Annotated in this window: 16 protein-coding genes and 2 pseudogenes; 10 read left to right on the plus strand and 8 right to left on the minus strand. The window is 64.8% G+C overall.

All coding sequences use genetic code 11. The annotated features are described in order from the left end of the window. The 9 genes and pseudogenes from GPT33_RS10285 to GPT33_RS10325 all read left to right on the plus strand — a co-directional run. Positions 1 to 181, plus strand: a pseudogene (locus tag GPT33_RS10285) (glycine/betaine ABC transporter ATP-binding protein); the annotation flags it as partial. After that, positions 178 to 1026: a proline/glycine betaine ABC transporter permease gene (locus GPT33_RS10290; RefSeq protein WP_296808333.1), complete on the plus strand. Its 849-nt coding sequence runs from the start codon at positions 178 to 180 to the stop codon at positions 1024 to 1026. The pseudogene GPT33_RS10285 and the gene GPT33_RS10290, both read left to right, overlap by 4 nt. 34 nt (positions 1027 to 1060) lie before the next feature. Then, the gene (locus GPT33_RS10295; protein ID WP_296808335.1) at positions 1061 to 1921 is read left to right on the plus strand and encodes a glycine betaine ABC transporter substrate-binding protein; all 861 of its coding nucleotides are present in this window, start codon (positions 1061 to 1063) and stop codon (positions 1919 to 1921) included. Between the two features lie 7 nt (positions 1922 to 1928). After that, a complete protein-coding gene (locus tag GPT33_RS10300; protein WP_296808338.1) occupies positions 1929 to 3440 on the plus strand; it encodes a hypothetical protein in 1512 nt (503 codons plus the stop codon). Positions 3441 to 3800: 360 nt separating this feature from the next. Continuing rightward, the gene (locus tag GPT33_RS10305; protein ID WP_296808339.1) at positions 3801 to 4619 is read left to right on the plus strand and encodes a class I SAM-dependent methyltransferase; all 819 of its coding nucleotides are present in this window, start codon (positions 3801 to 3803) and stop codon (positions 4617 to 4619) included. Further along, positions 4616 to 5458: a class I SAM-dependent methyltransferase gene (locus tag GPT33_RS10310; RefSeq protein WP_296808342.1), complete on the plus strand. Its 843-nt coding sequence runs from the start codon at positions 4616 to 4618 to the stop codon at positions 5456 to 5458. The genes GPT33_RS10305 and GPT33_RS10310 overlap by 4 nt, the downstream gene beginning before the upstream one ends. A gap of 234 nt (positions 5459 to 5692) precedes the next feature. Beyond that, positions 5693 to 7690 (plus strand): choline BCCT transporter BetT, encoded by a 1998-nt coding sequence (gene betT, locus GPT33_RS10315; protein ID WP_296808346.1) that lies wholly within the window; start codon positions 5693 to 5695, stop codon positions 7688 to 7690. A 133-nt stretch (positions 7691 to 7823) separates the two neighbouring features. Further along, positions 7824 to 8072, plus strand: a complete 249-nt coding sequence (locus GPT33_RS10320) for a hypothetical protein (protein ID WP_296808348.1) — start codon at positions 7824 to 7826, stop codon at positions 8070 to 8072. Next, positions 8072 to 8500 carry a TA system VapC family ribonuclease toxin gene (locus tag GPT33_RS10325; protein WP_296808351.1) on the plus strand — a complete coding sequence of 143 codons (429 nt, stop codon included), beginning with the start codon at positions 8072 to 8074 and terminating at the stop codon, positions 8498 to 8500. Before GPT33_RS10320 ends, GPT33_RS10325 begins: the two co-directional genes overlap by 1 nt. A gap of 79 nt (positions 8501 to 8579) precedes the next feature. On the opposite strand, the gene GPT33_RS10330 is transcribed toward GPT33_RS10325, so the two are convergent. The 6 genes from GPT33_RS10330 to GPT33_RS10355 all read right to left on the minus strand — a co-directional run bounded on the left by GPT33_RS10330 (position 8580) and on the right by GPT33_RS10355 (position 15285). Further along, on the minus strand, positions 8580 to 10124 hold the full coding sequence (locus GPT33_RS10330) for a mechanosensitive ion channel family protein (RefSeq protein ID WP_296808354.1): 1545 nt from the start codon (positions 10122 to 10124) through the stop codon (positions 8580 to 8582). A gap of 89 nt (positions 10125 to 10213) precedes the next feature. Beyond that, positions 10214 to 11041 carry a bifunctional DNA-formamidopyrimidine glycosylase/DNA-(apurinic or apyrimidinic site) lyase gene (gene mutM / locus GPT33_RS10335; protein WP_296808355.1) on the minus strand — a complete coding sequence of 276 codons (828 nt, stop codon included), beginning with the start codon at positions 11039 to 11041 and terminating at the stop codon, positions 10214 to 10216. Beyond that, the gene (locus GPT33_RS10340) at positions 11041 to 12249 is read right to left on the minus strand and encodes a hypothetical protein (protein WP_296808358.1); all 1209 of its coding nucleotides are present in this window, start codon (positions 12247 to 12249) and stop codon (positions 11041 to 11043) included. The genes mutM and GPT33_RS10340 overlap by 1 nt, the downstream gene beginning before the upstream one ends. Beyond that, positions 12246 to 13619, minus strand: a complete 1374-nt coding sequence (locus GPT33_RS10345; RefSeq protein WP_296808361.1) for a GldG family protein — start codon at positions 13617 to 13619, stop codon at positions 12246 to 12248. The genes GPT33_RS10340 and GPT33_RS10345 overlap by 4 nt, the downstream gene beginning before the upstream one ends. Next, complete coding sequence (locus GPT33_RS10350) at positions 13616 to 14353, minus strand: ABC transporter permease subunit (protein WP_296808363.1); 738 nt, start codon at positions 14351 to 14353, stop codon at positions 13616 to 13618. The genes GPT33_RS10345 and GPT33_RS10350 overlap by 4 nt, the downstream gene beginning before the upstream one ends. Further along, positions 14350 to 15285: an ABC transporter ATP-binding protein gene (locus GPT33_RS10355; RefSeq protein ID WP_296808366.1), complete on the minus strand. Its 936-nt coding sequence runs from the start codon at positions 15283 to 15285 to the stop codon at positions 14350 to 14352. Before GPT33_RS10355 ends, GPT33_RS10350 begins: the two co-directional genes overlap by 4 nt. Before the next feature lie 349 nt (positions 15286 to 15634). Here GPT33_RS10355 and GPT33_RS10360 point away from each other — a divergent pair, with 349 nt between their 5' ends. Beyond that, positions 15635 to 16492, plus strand: coding sequence for a DUF6544 family protein (locus GPT33_RS10360; RefSeq protein WP_296808369.1), 858 nt, complete (start codon positions 15635 to 15637; stop codon positions 16490 to 16492). 26 nt (positions 16493 to 16518) lie between these two features. Here GPT33_RS10360 and GPT33_RS10365 read toward each other — a convergent pair whose 3' ends face one another. Continuing rightward, complete coding sequence (locus tag GPT33_RS10365; RefSeq protein ID WP_296808372.1) at positions 16519 to 16893, minus strand: hypothetical protein; 375 nt, start codon at positions 16891 to 16893, stop codon at positions 16519 to 16521. Continuing rightward, a pseudogene (locus tag GPT33_RS10370) lies at positions 16890 to 17173 on the minus strand (hypothetical protein); the annotation flags it as partial. The gene GPT33_RS10365 and the pseudogene GPT33_RS10370, both read right to left, overlap by 4 nt.

Genomic DNA, 17173 nt, shown 5'->3' on the forward strand with positions numbered 1-17173 from the left:
GGTCCGTGACCTGTTCGGTCTGCTGGCCGACACGACCATGCCGGCCCCCGTCGTCGACGACGCGGGGCGCCTGCTCGGCGTTGTCGTGCGGGCGTCGCTGCTGCAGGGTTTGGCTGAATCCATCGGCAGCAACGGCAACGGAAACGGCAGCACATCCGAGATCGCGGAGGCCGGAGCATGATCGAGATCCCCAGACTCCCCCTGGCGGAATGGATCGACGACGGGCTCGATGCCCTGACCGGGCAGTTCGCCGGCGCGACCAAGGTGGTCTCGGATCTGATGGAAACCGGGATCGAGGGCACCGTGGATGCACTCATGTGGCTCCCGCCGGGTGTCACGATTCTTCTCGCGGGCCTACTCGTGTGGCGCCTGACCGGAATCCGCACCGCGCTCTTCGCCCTGGCCGGCCTGGCCCTGCTGTGGAACCTCGGACTCTGGGAGGCGACCCTGCAGACCCTGGTGATGGTCCTGATCGCGACCCTGATCGCCGTGTCCGTCGGTGGACCGCTCGGCATCCTCGCCGCCCTCTCGCCGAGTGCCTACCGGATCATCTTTCCGGTCTTGGATTTCATGCAGACCATGCCGGCCTTCGTCTATCTCATCCCGGCGATCCCCTTTTTCGGTCTCGGGCCGGTTGCGGCGATCTTCTCGACCGTGATCTTCGCGATGCCGCCGGCCATCCGGCTCACGACTCTCGGGATCCGTCAGGTTCCCGCCGATCTGGTCGAGGCGGCCGATGCCTTCGGGGCCACCCGGCGGCAGAAACTCTGGAAGGTCCAGCTCCCCTTGGCCGTCCCGACCATCATGGCCGGGATCAACCAGACCATCATGCTGGCCCTCTCGATGGTGGTCATCGCAGCCATGATCGGTGCCCAAGGCTTGGGCGGCGAGGTCTGGCGAGCGATCCAACGCAACGAGGCCGGAATGGGCTTCGAGGCCGGGATCGCCGTGGTCATTCTGGCCATGCTGCTCGATCGGATCACCCAGGGGATCGGGAGACGCGGCAAGGAGCAGCCGAACACCTGAACCAAAACAACACATCAAGAAGAGGTAAGACATCATGATCAACAGGTATACAGTCGCCGCGCTCGCGGCGCTCGCCGCCGTCGGGAGCTCGGCGCTCGCCGCGGACAAGGGCAAGGTCGAGTTGGCCTATGTCGAGTGGTCGAGCGAGGTCGCCAGCACCAACCTGATGAAGGCCGTGCTCCAGGACATGGGATACGACGTGAAGATCACGCCGGTTTCAGCCGCAGCCATGTGGCAGGCCGTGGGCAGCGGCGATGTCGACGGCCTCGTCGCCGCCTGGTTGCCCACCACCCACAACCATTACCTCGAACAGGTCTCCGACAAGGTCGAGGACCTCGGTCCCAATCTCGTCGGGACCCGGATCGGATTGGTCGTGCCGGCCTATGTCGAGATCGACTCGATCGAGGATCTCGACGGTGCGGCCGAGCGTTTCGACGGCAAGATTATCGGGATCGATCCGGGCGCCGGTCTGATGAGCAAGACCGAGCAGGTACTCGAGGATTACGAAATCACCGATCTGACCTTGGTCGAAGGCACTGGCCCCATCATGACCGCCGTGCTGGGCGATGCCATCGACAAGAAAGAGTGGGTCGTGGTGACCGGCTGGACGCCCCATTGGAAGTTCGCCCAATACGATCTGAAGTACCTCGACGACCCGAAAGGCGTCTACGGCGGCGAGGAGGAGATCCACACCATCGTCCGCGCAGGGTTGAAGGAAGACATGCCGGAGGTCTACGCGGTCCTGGACAACTTCAGCTGGACGCCGGATCAGATGGCCGAACTGATGGTCTTGAATCAGGAAAGACGCGCCGATCCGTTGAAGAACGCGAAGCGTTGGATCTCGGAGAATCCGGACGTTGTCGCGTCCTGGATGCCGAGCGCCGGGAGCGAGTGAACGAGGTATGGCGATGAGACGGAACGAATTGCACCCCCGCGCCGAGACCGCTCGGCATCCGGCGATCGGGGCGCTGCTGCTCGGGATGCTGTGTGCACTCCCGGCGGCGGCCTCGGCCGATGTCGATGCGCTCGAGCAGCGCGTCGCAGAGCTCACACGTCAGCTCGACGAGGCTCGGCGCGCACTCGCGGCAGCGAAGGACGACCCGATCGGTACCGGCGCGCTCGATGCCGGAGCGGACGACGCGGCGGTTGTATCGGAGAAGATGATTGCCCCGAACGTCGTCGCCGAGACGGATGAAGCGCTGGATGAATCCGCCCCGGAAAGCACGGTGCTGAAGATCGGACCGGTAACCGTCGGCGGCGCCATGCGGGTCAACTATGTCCTCGGCAGCTACAAGGTGCCCGAGGTCGAGGCGGGCCCGAATCGGGGCGGCAACGGCGGGAACATCGAGCTTGACACCTTTCGGATCAATCTCGCGCTCGACTATGAAAACATCATCGGTCGGCTCGAGTACCGCTGGTATGCGGCGGGGACAGGCAAGAGCTACAACTTCCTGCATACAGGCTGGCTCGGCTATCGGTTTGCGGACGACAGCGAGATCCAAGTCGGGGTCAATCGCGTGCCGTTCGGCCCCGGCCCCTACGGTGTCTCGCAAAGCTGGTTCTTCGATCAGCACTACTATGTCGGGCTGTCCGACGACATGGATCTCGGCATCAAATACAGCACAAGCATCGACCAATGGACGTTGGACGCTGCCTACTATCCGTCGAGCGAGGGTAGCTATTTCGGTCGCAGCCTGAACAGCACGCGCTACAGCTACGACGCGGTGCGGTGGGAGGAATCGGTCGATGCCGAGGGCAATGTGTCATTCGGCGGTGACCACAACGGCTTCGACGAGCGTAATCAGCTCAACCTGCGCGCTATCTATGGCTTCGCCGACACCGCGATCCCGACCGATGTCGGCGTCTCGCTCCAATACGGTCAACTCAAGGGGCAGCGGACCGACGACGGCAGCCATTGGGCAGCCTCCGCACACATGGTCAACCGGATGGGTCCGCTCACCGTTGCCTCGCAACTGACCCGCTACGAATACGATATCGACAGCGACAATCCTTGGGGCACAGACACATTGATCCCGATGGGCGCGTACGACTTTGCGTGGCCGGTCGCGACCAAGGCATGGATTCCGGCGGTCTCCGTCAGCTACCTGGTGGAAACGCCGCAGATCTCCTGGCTGGATTCCGTGCTGCCCTATATCGAGTACAGCAGCATCGTGAAGGACGAAAGCTCCTTCAACGACAGCCAGATGTGGGTGGCCGGCGCTGCATGGGCCAGCGGTGGCTGGTACATCTACAGCGATCTCGCCTACTCCAACGGCAACTACTTCGTCGGGAACGAGGCCGCCGGCGGGGGCATGGATGATTACGGACGAATCGACGGCGTCGGGGATTTCGGCGTGAACGGAAACGACAAGTGGAACTATCGCTTCAACCTTAATCTCGGGTATTACTTCTAAGGAAATTCAGATCGCGAAACGCCGATCGCACCGGCGTTTCCCGCGGCACACGGATGTGCCGACATGTTCGATCGCCTCGGCAACCGGACATGAAGCAAAGCGGAAATCGCTCTTTCGCTTTGCGTGCTGATTTTAGTCGTGAACGGCGAATCATCAGCTCTCCTTAAGCTGCGTGCGGCACGACAGTTTGGTTCGGACTCAGGACGAAGACGTCGGTCCGTCAGGTTGCGCCGATCACGCACTCATTGGTTTATCGCCCGACTCGGGCGGCTCCGCTCACGCAGCGGTGAGGCGCTTGCTCAGCACTGAAAGCGTCTTCAGCCACCAACATCACTCCCGATCCGGGAGACAGGAGGTGACATGAAGCTCGAACGCACCAAGCAAGACTACGGGAACAATCCGCTGAAGGTCCGCGACACTAATCATTATCAAGCCGAATACGTCCAATCGTTTGTGGAAAAATGGGACGAACTAATCGACTGGGACGGTCGCGCTCAAAGCGAAGGCAAATTCTTCATGCGACTCCTCGAGGAGCACGGCGCGCGCAAGGTGCTCGATGTCGCCACCGGAACCGGCTTTCATTCGGTGCAACTGCTGCGGGCCGGGTTCGAGGTGACCAGCGCAGACGGCAATCCGGTCATGCTCGCGAAGGCCTTCGAGAATGCGCGACGCAACGAGAAGATCCTGCGGACCGTGCAGGCGGATTGGCGGTGGCTCAATCGAGACGTCCACGACTACTACGACGCCGTGATCTGCCTGGGCAATTCATTCACCCATCTGCACGACGAGAACGACCGCCGCAAGGCCTTGGCGGAATTCTATGCCACGCTGCGCCACGACGGCATCCTGATTCTCGATCAGCGCAACTACGACGCCATCCTGGATCATCAGATCGCTCCGACGCACAACTACTATTACTGCGGCGAGAACGTCCGCGCCCAGCCCGAACATGTCGACGACACGCTCGCGCGCTTTCGCTACGAATTTCCCGGCGACCACGTCTTTCATCTCAACATGTTTCCCTTGCGCAAGGATTACACGCGCCGACTGCTGCACGAGGTCGGCTTCCAGCGCGTCACGACCTATGGAGACTTCAAGGAGACCTATCGCGACGAGGAGCCGGACTTCTTCATCCACGTCGCCGAGAAACGCTACTTGGAAGGAGGCGACGACGCATGAGCGACACCTACTCCGCGGTCGTCGAAACCGCGCGCACCTATTACAACAGCGACGATGCCGACAACTTTTACTTCTATGTCTGGGGTGGGGAAGACATCCATATCGGGATCTACGACACGGCGAACGAAGCAATTGCCGATGCGAGCCGTCGCACCGTCGAGCGGATGGCGGCGCTGGTGCCCGGTCTGGGACCCGATTCACGGGTACTCGACATGGGCGCCGGTTACGGCGGGGCGGCACGCTGGCTCGCCGGTCAGCTCGGCTGTCGGATCACGGCGCTGAATCTGAGCGAGCGCGAGAACGCGCGTCACCGAGAGATGAACCGTGAACAGGGTCTCGACCACCTGATCGAGGTGGTGGACGGGAGCTTCGAGAACGTCCCCTCACCCGACGGGAGCTACGACTTGGTCTGGTCGCAGGACGCCATCCTGCACAGCGGGCGGCGCGAGCAGGTCATTGCGGAGGCCGCGCGCGTGCTGCGACCGGGAGGTCGCTTCGTGTTCACGGATCCGATGCAGGCGGACGACTGTCCGCCCGGCGTGCTCGAACCGGTGCTCGCGCGGATCCATCTCGACAGCTTGGGATCCATCGGTGCCTACCGCGCAGCGGCCGCCCGTCATGGACTCGCGCTAATGGAGGCGCTCGAGATGACCGAGAATCTGGTAACCCACTACAGCCGCGTGTGCGAGGATCTGGTGCGGGCGCGCGAGTCGCTTGCCGGCAAGGTTTCGGATGCCTACGTCGATCGCATGATCGCCGGCCTCGGGCATTGGGTCGACGCGGGCACCTCGGGTTATCTTCGATGGGGAATCCTACACTTCAAGAAGGGTGCCGACTAAACCGCGTCAGCTCCGACAGCTGTCGGAGCTGGCGGAGCTGGCGCGGCCAAGCCAATCCAACAAACGAGCCATGCCGCACCGGGCGCGGTTTAAAGGCTATCCGCGCCGGGCGTCGTCGGGTCGAGAGACGACGATCGTCCGGCCGCATTGGCCGACGAACCAACACGCGCCTCGAACATGAGCGACCGCGGTCGCCTCGCCGGGAGCCGTACTCCATAACGAAGGATGACGACCATGAACGACACGAACGAATCGGGCCCTGCAGCGGGGACCAAACCCTGGATTCAGTGGAATCCCCCGGTCTTCATCATTTCGGCGGTGTTGACGCTGGCCTTCGTGCTCTTCGCCGCCCTCGCCACGGAGACCGCGGAACCCCTGTTCAAATCCATTCAGGATTGGGTGATCGAGTCGGCGGGGTGGTTTTACGTGATGGCCGTAGCCGGATTTGTCGTCTTCGTGATCGCGCTCGCCGTCTCGAGTCTCGGGCGAATCAAGCTCGGACCCGAGCACTCCGAGCCGGACTACAGCTATGTGTCCTGGTTCGCGATGCTGTTCTCCGCCGGCATGGGGATCGGTCTGATGTTCTTCGGCGTGGCCGAGCCGGTCATGCACTTTGTCGCCCCTCCGGTCGGCGACCCGGAGGTCGCCGAGGCCGCACGTCAGGCCATGCGGATCACCTTTTTTCACTGGGGCGTGCATGCCTGGGCCATTTATGCTGTCGTCGCGCTCTCGCTGGCCTACTTCGCGTTCCGGCACGGACTGCCCCTGACCATTCGCTCGTCGCTCTACCCGCTCATCGGCGATCGCATCTACGGCCCGATCGGGCATACGGTCGACATCTTCGCGGTCTTGGGGACCATCTTCGGCGTGGCCACCTCGCTCGGGTTCGGGGTGATTCAGATCAATTCGGGGCTCAACTATCTCTTCGATGTGCCGACATCGATCGGCGTTCAGGTGATGTTGATCGCCGGCATCACCGCCATTGCCACCCTCTCGGTGGGGCTCGGACTCGACTCGGGGATCCGGCGGATCTCGGAATTGAACATGATCCTGGCCGTCGCCTTGATGGCCTTTGTCTTGATCGCCGGGCCGACTGTCTTTCTGCTGCAGACGCTTGTTCAGAACACCGGGATGTATCTGTCCAATCTGTTCGAGATGACCTTCAATCTCTACGCTTACGAGCCGACCGACTGGATCGGCGGCTGGACGCTCTTCTATTGGGGATGGTGGATCGCCTGGGCGCCCTTCGTCGGCATGTTCATCGCGCGGGTCTCGCGCGGACGCACCATCCGTGAATTCGTCTCCGGCGTCCTGCTGGTGCCGGTGGGCTTTACCTTCATGTGGATGACCTTTTTCGGCGACACCGCCATTCACATGATCATGATTCAAGGGATCACCTCGCTCGCCGCTGCGGTGGCGGCCGATACCTCTGTGGCGCTCTTTCAGTTCTTCGAGCAGCTGCCGTTTGCGAGCGTGACCGCGCTGCTCGCGACCGTTCTGGTCGTCACCTTCTTCGTGACCTCGTCGGACTCCGGTTCACTGGTGGTGGACATCCTGACCTCGGGCGGCAAAGAGGAATCACCGCTCTGGCAGCGCATCTTCTGGGCGATCGTCGAGGGCGTGGTCGCCGCGGCCTTGTTGGTCGCAGGCGGATTGGCCGCGCTTCAGACCGCCACCATCGCCAGCGCACTGCCCTTTACGATCGTGATGATCCTCATGTGCTGGGGCTTGTTGAAGGCGCTGCGCATCGACGCGATCAAGCATCTGAGCCTACGCGCGGCACGGGTGACACCGGGCGGCCCGCAGAGCCCGGGTAACTGGCGCCGCCGACTGCGCGCACTCGTGCACCAGCCGACCCAAGCCGAGGTGTTGCGCTTCATCCGCGACACCGTCAAACCGGCCTTGAGCGAGGTCGTCGAGGAGTTGGGCAAGATGAGCCTGGATGCCGGGCTCGTGGAAGGCGAGGACGGCCGTGTCTGGGTCGAGGTCCGTCATGGCGCCGAGATCGATTTCTTCTATTCGGTCCGACCACGCCCCTACGAGTCGCCCAGCTTCGTGATGCGCGACACCCGCGCCAGCCGGGCGAAAGCGCTCGAGTATTTCCGCGCGGAGGTCCACCTGCGCGAAGGCGGTCAAGACTATGACCTCATGGGTTGGAGCGCGCAGGACATCATCGGCGACGTCCTCGACCAATACGAGCGGCACATGCACTTCCTCCAGACCGTGCGGTGACGTCCCGACCGTCCCCGGCCGGGAACGCCTGTTCGGACGCTCGAAGCTGGACGGGGTTTAGCCCGGTGGCGCCGTGGCTTGCGGGCTGGCATCTGATGCACTAGCATCACCGCATCAACCGCTGGAGAAGGTCATGCGCACAACACTGGATATCGACGATCAGGTTCTGAACGCCGCAAAGGAGATTGCTCGGCGCCAGCGCAAGACGGCCGGTGCGGTCATCTCGGAGCTCGCGCGTCGTGCCTTGACACAGCCCTTACCGGAGCAGCAGGCCCCATTGTCCGAGCCGCAACCGTTTTGCGGTTTCCGTCCCTTGGCATCCGAGGGCCGGGTCGTGACCGACGACCTCGTCGAGCGCCTGCGCGAGCAGGACGGGGTCTGATGCGCGCATTGCTCGACGTGAACCTGCTGATCGCGCTGCTTGATGCGGCGCATATCCACCACGACCGCGCCCGAGCCTGGCTCGAGGCCAACATCGAGCAGGGGTGGGCATCCTGCCCGCTGACTCAGAACGGCTGCATCCGCATCCTGTCCCAATCCGCCTACCCGGGTGCGCAGCCGCCCGCGGCGATCGCGACGCGACTCACGGAAGCCGCCGCGACACCCTGGCACTCGTTTTGGCATGATGACCTGAGTCTACTCGAACCTCGGCACCTGGATTGGCGGCACGTGCTCGGCTCACGTCAGTTGACCGATGTCTATCTGCTGGCACTGGCGGTGAACCATGGCGGTCGCTTGGTGACTTTCGATCGTGCGGTGCCGCTCGCCGCTGTGCCTGAGGCCACCAAGGCGCATCTGGAATTGCTTTAAACCGCGCCGGCTCCAACGGTCGTCAAATCTGCCTGGGCCAACCCCATCCAAATACATCGCATACCTCGCTGGGCGCGGTTTAGGGTCGCCGCGTAAAGCGTGATTGGCGTGCCATGAGGCCTTCGATACGCTGACGGATATCGCGCAGGCTCAGGCGGCCGACCGGCTGGCGGCTCGCGGCCCTGGCCGCATCCGCAGCATCGACGCGTTCCTTCACGATGCGGGCGAGCCGCTCGGCCAGCTCGGGGCGTTTGGCCAGAAGAGACCTCAGGCAGTCGAGATCGATACGGATCAGGGTCACGTCGCTCTTAGCCCGCAGCTCCAGAAAGGAGGGCTCGTCGGTCAACATGGATGTGATCCCGAGGTGATGCCCGGGACCGAGGACCTCCGTCACCTTGCGGGTGCGATCGGGCAGTGTGATGGCGGCCTCCACGAGTCCGCCGACGATGACGTAAAAGGCATCGCTCGGAGCGCCTTCGGCAAGGATGACATGACCGCTGTCGAAGTGAGAATAAACGCTGCGCGCGGCCACCTGCTCAAGCTCCTCCTGCGTGAGCAAACCCGCCACATCCAAACCCTTGAGCGCGAGCAGGATCGTCGGCGGCTCGGCCTGAACCATGGCGGCTCGACGTGTGTGCAGCTCATGGACCTCCGGCGCGATGCTGATCCCGGCGCGCTGCATGGCCCAATGAATCTCGCGGAACAGCTCCTCGCGACCGCGAAACACCGCCGGATAGTTCTTCAAATGGACCCACACCATGTACTGATACGGGATGGTCGTCGCATCCGCGAGGCGAACGATCGGGTGGGGAAACTTCAGGACACTCTCGCACCGCAAGGCCGCGTCGAGGATCAGCGCCGTGACGAAGCGCGGATCGACCTCGGCCGGAATCCGGACGAAATACCAAGGGGCGAAGAGATGTTGGTCGTCATGCAGATTCTTCAGCGGCTCGCCGGCCATCTTTGAATTGGGGATGACATGGGTGGCGTTGTCCCAACCCCGCAGGCGCGTGGCGCGCCAGTTGAGGTCGATGACCTGACCGACGGTGCCGTCGCGTAGCTCGACCCAATCACCCATCGTGAACGGCCGCTCGATACCGAGTGCGATCCCGGAGAAGAGGTCCCCGAGTGTGCGCTGAAGCGCGAGGCCGAGCACGGCAGCAGCGACACCGGTCGAGAGCCAAATCCCGGTAAAGGAATAGCCGCGCTCCCACATCAAGAGCGCGATACCCACGAACATGAGCGCGGCATAGATCAAGCCGACGACCAGCTTTGGCACGCGCTCGGGTAGGGCGTCGTCGGCCTTGCGCAAGATCATCACCTCGATCAGGCGCGCGAGCAGCCAACTGGCGACCAGATAGCACACGACCAGGGTAGCGGTCCGAACCCCGGCGTTGGCGTTCTCGAGCGCCAGCCACGGCGTGAGCAGCAGGAGCAGACTTCCCGCGACCAACACCAAGGCTGGCCACACAAGCAGATCGCCGACGGCGAGCATGATCGGAGCGCGTTTTCGCAGCCAGCGGCCCTGAAGCGGCCCTGACCCGAGGCGCCAGAGGATGAGTACCAGTGCCACGCCCAGCAGAATGGGCCAATGCAGTTGAGCCAATCGTTCGAATAAGATCATCGTGTCTCCGGGCGGTCTGCGCGCGATCGACGCTCGGCGCCGGGCGGGGCGACCCAAAGGCGTGCTTTCGCCACATCACACTGATCGGATCAGTGTTGGCAATGCACGCAATAGAAGCTCGAGCGTTGTCCGATGCGCCGCTGGCGAATGGGCGCGCCGCAGGCGACGCACGGCTCCCCGGTGCGGCCGTAAACCCGCAGCGATTGGGCGAAATAGCCGGGGTTGCCATTCTCCTGCACGAAGTCGCGCAGCGTGGTGCCGCCCTGCGTGATGGAGGCATCGAGCACGCCTCGAATCACCTCGGCGAGACGACGGTAGCGCTCCAAACCGATCCGATGGCAGGCCCGTGCCGGATGGATGCCGGCCAGGAAGAGCGACTCGTTCGCATAGATGTTTCCGACCCCGACCACCACCGCGGCATCCATCAGGAAGATCTTCACGGCGACCCGCCGTTCTCGGCTCAGACGGTGGAGGTGGTCGCCGTCGAAGGCCGACCCGAGCGGCTCTGGGCCTAGGCCGCGCAGCAGCGGGTGACGGCTCTCGGCAAGCTCGGGCGTCTCCGGGAGCCACAGAAAAAGTCCGAAGCGGCGCGGGTCGTGCAAGCGAAGACAACGCCGATCGGCCAACACCAGATCAAGGTGGTCGTGTTTCTTCGGCGCACTGTCCGCGGGGACGACCCGCAGGCTTCCGGACATTCCTAAATGGATGAGCAAACTGCCCTGATCCAAGCCGATCAAGAGATATTTGCTGCGTCTCGACAAAGACCGCACGGCCTGACCCGCCACGCGCTCTGCGGTCTCGGGCGGGATCGGGCGGCGCAGCCGCGGGTCGCGCACGATCAGACGTTCGATGCGCGCGCCATCCAGATAGGGTCGGATGCCGCGGAGCGTGGTCTCGACCTCCGGAAGCTCGGGCATCAGGGTTGACCACTCGGCGGATCGGGGTCCGGCGCTGCGGGATCGGCGTCGGCAGGATCCGGGGCGAAGGGATCCAGACCGAAGCCCTCGGGGAGCTCTCGCCACTCCTCGACCCCGGAGCCGTCTTGTCCCACACCGTCCCGAGTCAGCACCTCCTCGCGAAGCACCTCATGCGGCCGCAGCCGGACCTCCGGCGGTGCGCCGAGCGGGAGCTCGCCGGAGAGGGGCGCGTCCGGGTCCATCAGCGAATCCAGTGTGCCCGGTGATTCGCGCCATTCGGGGTCCCCGTGGGTGAGCGGGGCGGGGTCCGGAGCAAAGACGTCCGAACCCGGACGCGAGGCAGACTCCGGCCAAGCGGTGTCGATCGGCGCTTCATCCGTGTCGACATTCGATCCGATATCCGGATCGGCGAAGGGCACCGCAACCGAGACCGGCGGTCGCGGGTCGACCACGCTCGGATCCTCGATCAGCTCGGCAGCCTCGCCGAGGACGTAGGTCAGCCTCAGATCCGGTCGTGTCCAACGCCGCCCGTCCTCCGACACCCGATAGCGCACCCGTGTCCCGTCCGATGCGCTCACCTCGAGCAGTGCGCCGGTCGGCTCGCCGATCAAGGGCTCGAGTCGCTCGGCGACCAGCCCCCTTAACCGGTCTAAGGTCTCGCCGCTCAGCGGGACGGTATCGCGCGTGGCGAAGACCGGCCCGAGATCGCGCGGGAGCGGCATGCGCGCCACATAGTCGATCGGCGGCGCGATCAGCAGATGCTGGAAACGGTCCGGAATAAGGTGGAGCAAGTCGTCGCTCGCGACATAGCGCCATTGCTCGATCGGGTCCAGCCCGCCCATCGCAATGTCGGTCGTGTCCAGACGCAGACGCAGCTTGACCGGGTCCAGGCCGAGCTCGTCGAGCGCGGCGGCCTGCGCCGGGACACTGCGCAGGAGCGGCACGTCGCGGATCGCCAACAACGCGGCGACGCGCTCCGGGTCCGCATCGACGTCCCAGGGCGAGCGCATCCGCCAGCCGGTGGCGAGGCGCTCGAGCGCAATGGTCGGCTCGCCCTCGCGGGCGATCTCGATCAGGTGCGGCTCGGGTGCACCCGAGCCGGCCAATGTCGCCGGGGCTCGCGTAACGGCGAGATCGTGACGGATCACCCAGCCGAGTGCCGAGAGGACGAGGATCAGGACCAGGTTGAGGATCCAGCGTGACCTCATCTCCCCCTCCAGCGCAGCCAGCGGATGCCGAGCCCGATCACAAGGAAGATCGCGGGCAAGAGGACGAGGGATCCCAGCCCGATGCGCAGCCGTTGCTCCTCGTCGAGTACGAGCGCGTCCGGCTCGCTCGGGTCCGGAGGCAGCACCGTGAGGTCGCCCGGGTCGCTCAGCCAGGCCAGCAGGGCGAGCGCGAGCGCCCGGTTCCCGTAGGCACCGATCTGGGCGTTGCTCGCAAAGTCGCCGTCGCCGACCACCAGGACGCGCTGCTCGCGTCCATCCTCCGGCACCGGGCGCCTCATGGCCAAGACGACCGGGAGCGGACCGGGCTGCTCGCCGATCACCTCGTCGCGGTCGATCAGGCCGTCGAGCCGACCGACCTCGTTCCAGCTCCGCGCGCCGGTCGCGAGATAGGAGTCGAGAATCCAGCCGGGTGCGGGCTCGGTCCCGAAGGCGATGCTGCCGGGCAGCAGGGCCGGGACGTCGAGATCGACCGAGAGAGGTTGATTCGGATACTCGGCGATGACCGCAACGGCCGGGGTCGCGACACCCAAGGCGGCGGCGTCCGCATCGACGACCGTGCCGGGCAGGATCGTCAGACCCAGATAATCGACCAGTGGCTCGAGCCCGTTGAGCGGTCCGGGATCGAGAAGCCAGAGCAGGTTGCCGCCCTGATCCAGATACTGGATCAGGCGCTCGACCACGCCCGGAAAAAGGGGGATGCGCGGCGTGGAGAGCACCAGGATCCGGGTGTTGATCGGCACCCCGTCGACCCGGCCGAGGTCGAGCGGCCGAGCGAGAAATCCGCGCTCGGACAGCTCGCGACCCAGGCGCCCGAGGTCCGCACCCGCCTCGCCCTGAATGGCGCGCTCGCCGTGACCTTCGATGACGGCGACCCAAGGGACCCGACTCGCGCCGAGCCGGGCAATGGCGGCACTGATCGCCCGCTCGCCGGCCTCCGCAACGATCTCGCGTCGTCCGCGATAGTCGAGCAGGATCTGGCCGAGCAGCGTCACCCCGGCGTCGCGCGTGCGCTCCGGAAAGAGCTGCGGGTCGACGACCTCGATCCGTATGCCGGGCTGCGCCTGCCGATAGCGCATGAGCAGCCGTTCGATCCCCTTGCCGAGCGGACTCGCCGGGTCGGCAAAGACGGTGGCGCGCAGCGGGCCGTCGAGTCGGGCGAGGATGACCAGACTCTCGGGCGTCAGGCTGTTGGCGCCGACGGCGCTCCAATCCCAATAGCGGTCATGGCGGGCAATCAACCAGCCGCACGCGATCAGAACGGCCAGCAGAAGGAGGAGAAACAGCGCATCCGCGACCGGCCGATTGAGCCGCCGGAGCTGCGCCGTCGCAAGGGGCAGGATGCGTTTCACTGCAAGACCCGGTTCGCGAGTCGGCGGTGGGTCAGGGCCAGGAAGAGGCCCGTGAACCCGAGCAGATAAGCCAGATCGCTCAAACGTACTGCCCCGAGCAGAAACCAAAAGAGATGCTCGTTCCAAGAGAGCCAGCCGAACAGCGAGAGATCATGCGCGCCCAGCGTCTCGACCCGGCCGATGACGGAGAGAACCAGCAGGATCGAGAAGGCTGCAATCACGGATGCACCCGTTTGGGCGCTCAGGCTGGAGGCGTAGAGCCCCACGGCGCAGAACATCACGCCGACCAGCCAGAGCCCGAGCGTAGCGGCGGCGATCTGACCCGGGTCCAGCTCGGCGCTGCCGGCGAGCAGCGCGATGTTGATGACCGGCAGCAGACAGAGCGGCGTCATCAGAATCGTCAGCGCAAGGAACTTCCCCGCCACCAGCTCGCCGATACGCACCGGCGCGGCGGCCACCAGCTCGAAACTGCCGTCGCGAAACTCGCCGCTCAGCATCCGCATGGCCATTAGGGGCACCGTGAGCATGAGGATCACCGCAGTGAATCCGAACAGGTTCAGCGCCAGCTCCACCGTCAGACTCGCAACCCGCTCGTCGGCCCCCAGACCCGTGAAGTCGTCGACGACCTGCAAAAAGATCCAGGCGAGCACGACCTGAGCGCCGCCGAGCAGGATCCATAGCACGGGCGACACCAGCGAACTGCGCAGCTCGCGACCCGCGATCACGCCGATCATGGCGTCCCTCCCGCGCCGATCAAATCGAAGAAGACGCGCTCCAAGTCCGGGCGCTCCGGACCCAGTTCGCAGAGGTCCAACCCGGCGGTCAGCATCTGGCGGGCCAGATCGGCAGACTCGGCCCCCTCGGTCAGGATCACCCGAAATCGGTCCTCGCCCAAGGCAACCGCGGCCTCGACGCAGGCGAGGCGCTCGAGTCGCTCGACCCCCGAACAGGCGCCGGAATCGTCCCCCCCGAGCAGGCGCACTCGCCAGAGCGCGGTCGGACCGAGCGCGTCGAACCGGTCGCTGCGCAGCATCCGGCCCTGATGAAGCACCAGGACGCGATCGCAGACCGCTTGGACCTCCGAGAGGATGTGGCTCGACAGGATGATGCCGCAGTCGCGCGACAGGTCGCGGATCAGACCGCGGACCTCGCGGATCTGCACCGGATCGAGTCCCTCGGTCGGCTCGTCCAGGATCAGAAGCTTCGGGCGATGCAGGATCGCTTGGGCGATCCCGAGACGTTGGCGGAACCCCTTGGAGAGCTTGGCGATCAGCGTGCGGCCGACCGCGTCGAGCCCGCAGCGCTGCTTCGCCCGATCCACCTCATCCGCGACATCCGCGCGCGGGACGCGATGCAACCGTGCGCAGTGGCGCAAATACTCGTCGACACGCAGCTCGGGATAGAGCGGCGGGCGCTCGGGCAGATAGCCCAGATGCCGCTTCGCCGCGACCGGGTGCCGCGCAAGATCGATGTCGAGGATCTCGACCCGTCCCCCGCTGGGCGCGAGTGTCCCGCTCAGCAGGCGCAGACAGGTCGTCTTGCCCGCCCCGTTCGGCCCGAGCAGGCCCACCACCTCGCCCTGCCGCAACTCGAGATCGAGGCTGCACAAGGCCCGACGGGCTCCGAAGCGGCGACTGAGATCGGTGACGCGGGCGAGTGTGTCCATAACGACGGAACGATACCCTGTGCGTGCGGCATTGCCAAACCGCTCCCTATCGGACGGTGGACGGATCGACGATCACCTTGAATAATGTCGGGGAATCGTCCCGTCCCCGACCCGAGCGGGTCCCACCTTAAACCGCGTCCAGAGCGAGATGCTAAATTTTTCGAGTGAGCTCGACGTTTGGTGCATCCACAGCCCTTAGCGGGGACGCGGTTTAAAATGATCTTTTTTTAGAATCTTAAACCGCGCCGGCTCCAGCGGTCGTCACGTCTGCCGGGGCCGATCCCATTCAAAAACCATTGCATACCGCGCTGGTCGCGGTTTAGCAGATCCCCAAAGCAGAGAATCGAACATGTGGCTGAACCTGGTTTTTCTGTTGTTGCTCGCTCTGATCATCATGCCCACGGCGGTTCTGCTCCTGGGGATCTCTCGATGGCAGGCCGGCACGACACGCCTGCAATCGCGTCTCGAAGCCGGGCGTGGCAGGATCATCCCCAACACCTATGACTCGAACGAGCTGGATGGGCTGCCCGCGCCCGTGCAACGCTACTTCCTCGCGAGCTTGAAGGACGGCCAACCCATCATCTCCGCCGCTGAGCTGGGGCTCGAAGGCGAGATCGACCTTGGCCGCGGTCAGGGCAAATGGTCCTCCGCAAGGGCGAACCAATCGGTGGTCATGCAGCGTCCGGGTTTCCATTGGGACGCACGGGTGCGCATCGCCCCGGCGACCAAGATCTTCGTGCTCGATGCCTATATCGCCGGTACCGGCGTGCTGAAGGCCGCGCTCTTCGGACTCTTCCCTGTTGTGAAGGTCCCGAGCAGCCCGGAACTGGCGCACGCCGAGCTGATGCGCTTCCTCGCCGAGGCCCCCCTGTACCCGACCAAGCTCCTGCCGAGCCAAGGGGTCGTTTGGGAGCCGATCGACGATCGCTCCGCCCGGGCCACGCTCGCCGACGGCGATCTGAGCGTGTCGCTCGTGTTCGACTTCGACGAGGCTGGCTTGATCGGCGGCGTGCGCGCGAGCGGGCGTTACCGCGCGCTGGACGGCAAGATGATCCAAACCCCCTGGGAGGGCCGCTTCTCGGAGTACAAGGACCGCAGCGAGATGCGGATCCCGGTGCAGGCCGAGGTCGCCTGGATCCTGCCGGAAGGGCGCACGCCTTACTGGCGCGGTCGCGTGACGGACGTGATGTACAAGTTCTCCGCCTGAACGGAATCGCTTGCGGGGGCCGTCGGTTACGGCAGACTCCGCTCGAGGGCCTTCGAACGGGCAAAACGCTGATAAGTCCACTGCTTTTCGTAGGCGCGCTCGAGGGTGTAGAGGAGTGAATTCACCATCCTCTGAGGCCCGACCAAGGCGTCGATCCGCAGGACTTCGCGACCGTTCTCCTCGAAGAAGAGCAGCGCGGGGAGGTGCGACAACCCCGACGCGGCATACCACGCCGCCGGCGTCGTCCGCGTCCCGTCGGGCGCCAGCACAGGCGTCTCGGCGTCGCCGGCGTCGAGCCGGACGGTCTCGAAACCATCCAACAGCCGGCGTACCCGGGGCGTAGCCAGCACGTCGGTGTGAAAGACCTCGCATCCGGCGCAACCGTCGGTCTCGAAGATCACGAGCAAGGGTTGCCGGGCAGCGATGCGGCTTCGATCCAAGGCATAGGGGGAGCGCCGAAAAGCGGATCGGGCGCCAAGCGATAGCTCGATCGCGCCGTCTCGGACTCGCTCGCGCGCTCGGCAAGGAAATCGCGAAAGGACTGCCCCCGATCATAGGCGCCCTCCAGGTAGTCCAACACCAGCCCGAAGCGCTCCGGGTCTCGATAGCCGATCGCGCGATACAGGAGCTCGCCGTTCGTGGCGTAGAAGAGCAGGGTCGGCGCGAACCCGGCTCCCTCGC

The sequence above is a fragment of the Thiocapsa sp. genome (assembly GCF_011390875.1).
In the GTDB taxonomy this organism is placed as follows: Bacteria; Pseudomonadota; Gammaproteobacteria; order Chromatiales; family Chromatiaceae; genus Thiocapsa.

Coding starts and splice junctions, on each gene's coding strand:
- GPT33_RS10355 (WP_296808366.1), bottom strand. CDS start 15,285: ATGGACACACTCGCCCGCGTCACCGATCTCAGTCGCCGCTTCGGAGCC.
- GPT33_RS10310 (WP_296808342.1), top strand. CDS start 4,616: ATGAGCGACACCTACTCCGCGGTCGTCGAAACCGCGCGCACCTATTAC.
- betT (WP_296808346.1), top strand. CDS start 5,693: ATGAACGACACGAACGAATCGGGCCCTGCAGCGGGGACCAAACCCTGG.
- GPT33_RS10320 (WP_296808348.1), top strand. CDS start 7,824: ATGCGCACAACACTGGATATCGACGATCAGGTTCTGAACGCCGCAAAG.
- GPT33_RS10300 (WP_296808338.1), top strand. CDS start 1,929: ATGGCGATGAGACGGAACGAATTGCACCCCCGCGCCGAGACCGCTCGG.
- GPT33_RS10325 (WP_296808351.1), top strand. CDS start 8,072: ATGCGCGCATTGCTCGACGTGAACCTGCTGATCGCGCTGCTTGATGCG.
- mutM (WP_296808355.1), bottom strand. CDS start 11,041: ATGCCCGAGCTTCCGGAGGTCGAGACCACGCTCCGCGGCATCCGACCC.
- GPT33_RS10340 (WP_296808358.1), bottom strand. CDS start 12,249: ATGAGGTCACGCTGGATCCTCAACCTGGTCCTGATCCTCGTCCTCTCG.
- GPT33_RS10305 (WP_296808339.1), top strand. CDS start 3,801: ATGAAGCTCGAACGCACCAAGCAAGACTACGGGAACAATCCGCTGAAG.
- GPT33_RS10330 (WP_296808354.1), bottom strand. CDS start 10,124: ATGATCTTATTCGAACGATTGGCTCAACTGCATTGGCCCATTCTGCTG.
- GPT33_RS10290 (WP_296808333.1), top strand. CDS start 178: ATGATCGAGATCCCCAGACTCCCCCTGGCGGAATGGATCGACGACGGG.
- GPT33_RS10360 (WP_296808369.1), top strand. CDS start 15,635: ATGTGGCTGAACCTGGTTTTTCTGTTGTTGCTCGCTCTGATCATCATG.
- GPT33_RS10350 (WP_296808363.1), bottom strand. CDS start 14,353: ATGATCGGCGTGATCGCGGGTCGCGAGCTGCGCAGTTCGCTGGTGTCG.
- GPT33_RS10295 (WP_296808335.1), top strand. CDS start 1,061: ATGATCAACAGGTATACAGTCGCCGCGCTCGCGGCGCTCGCCGCCGTC.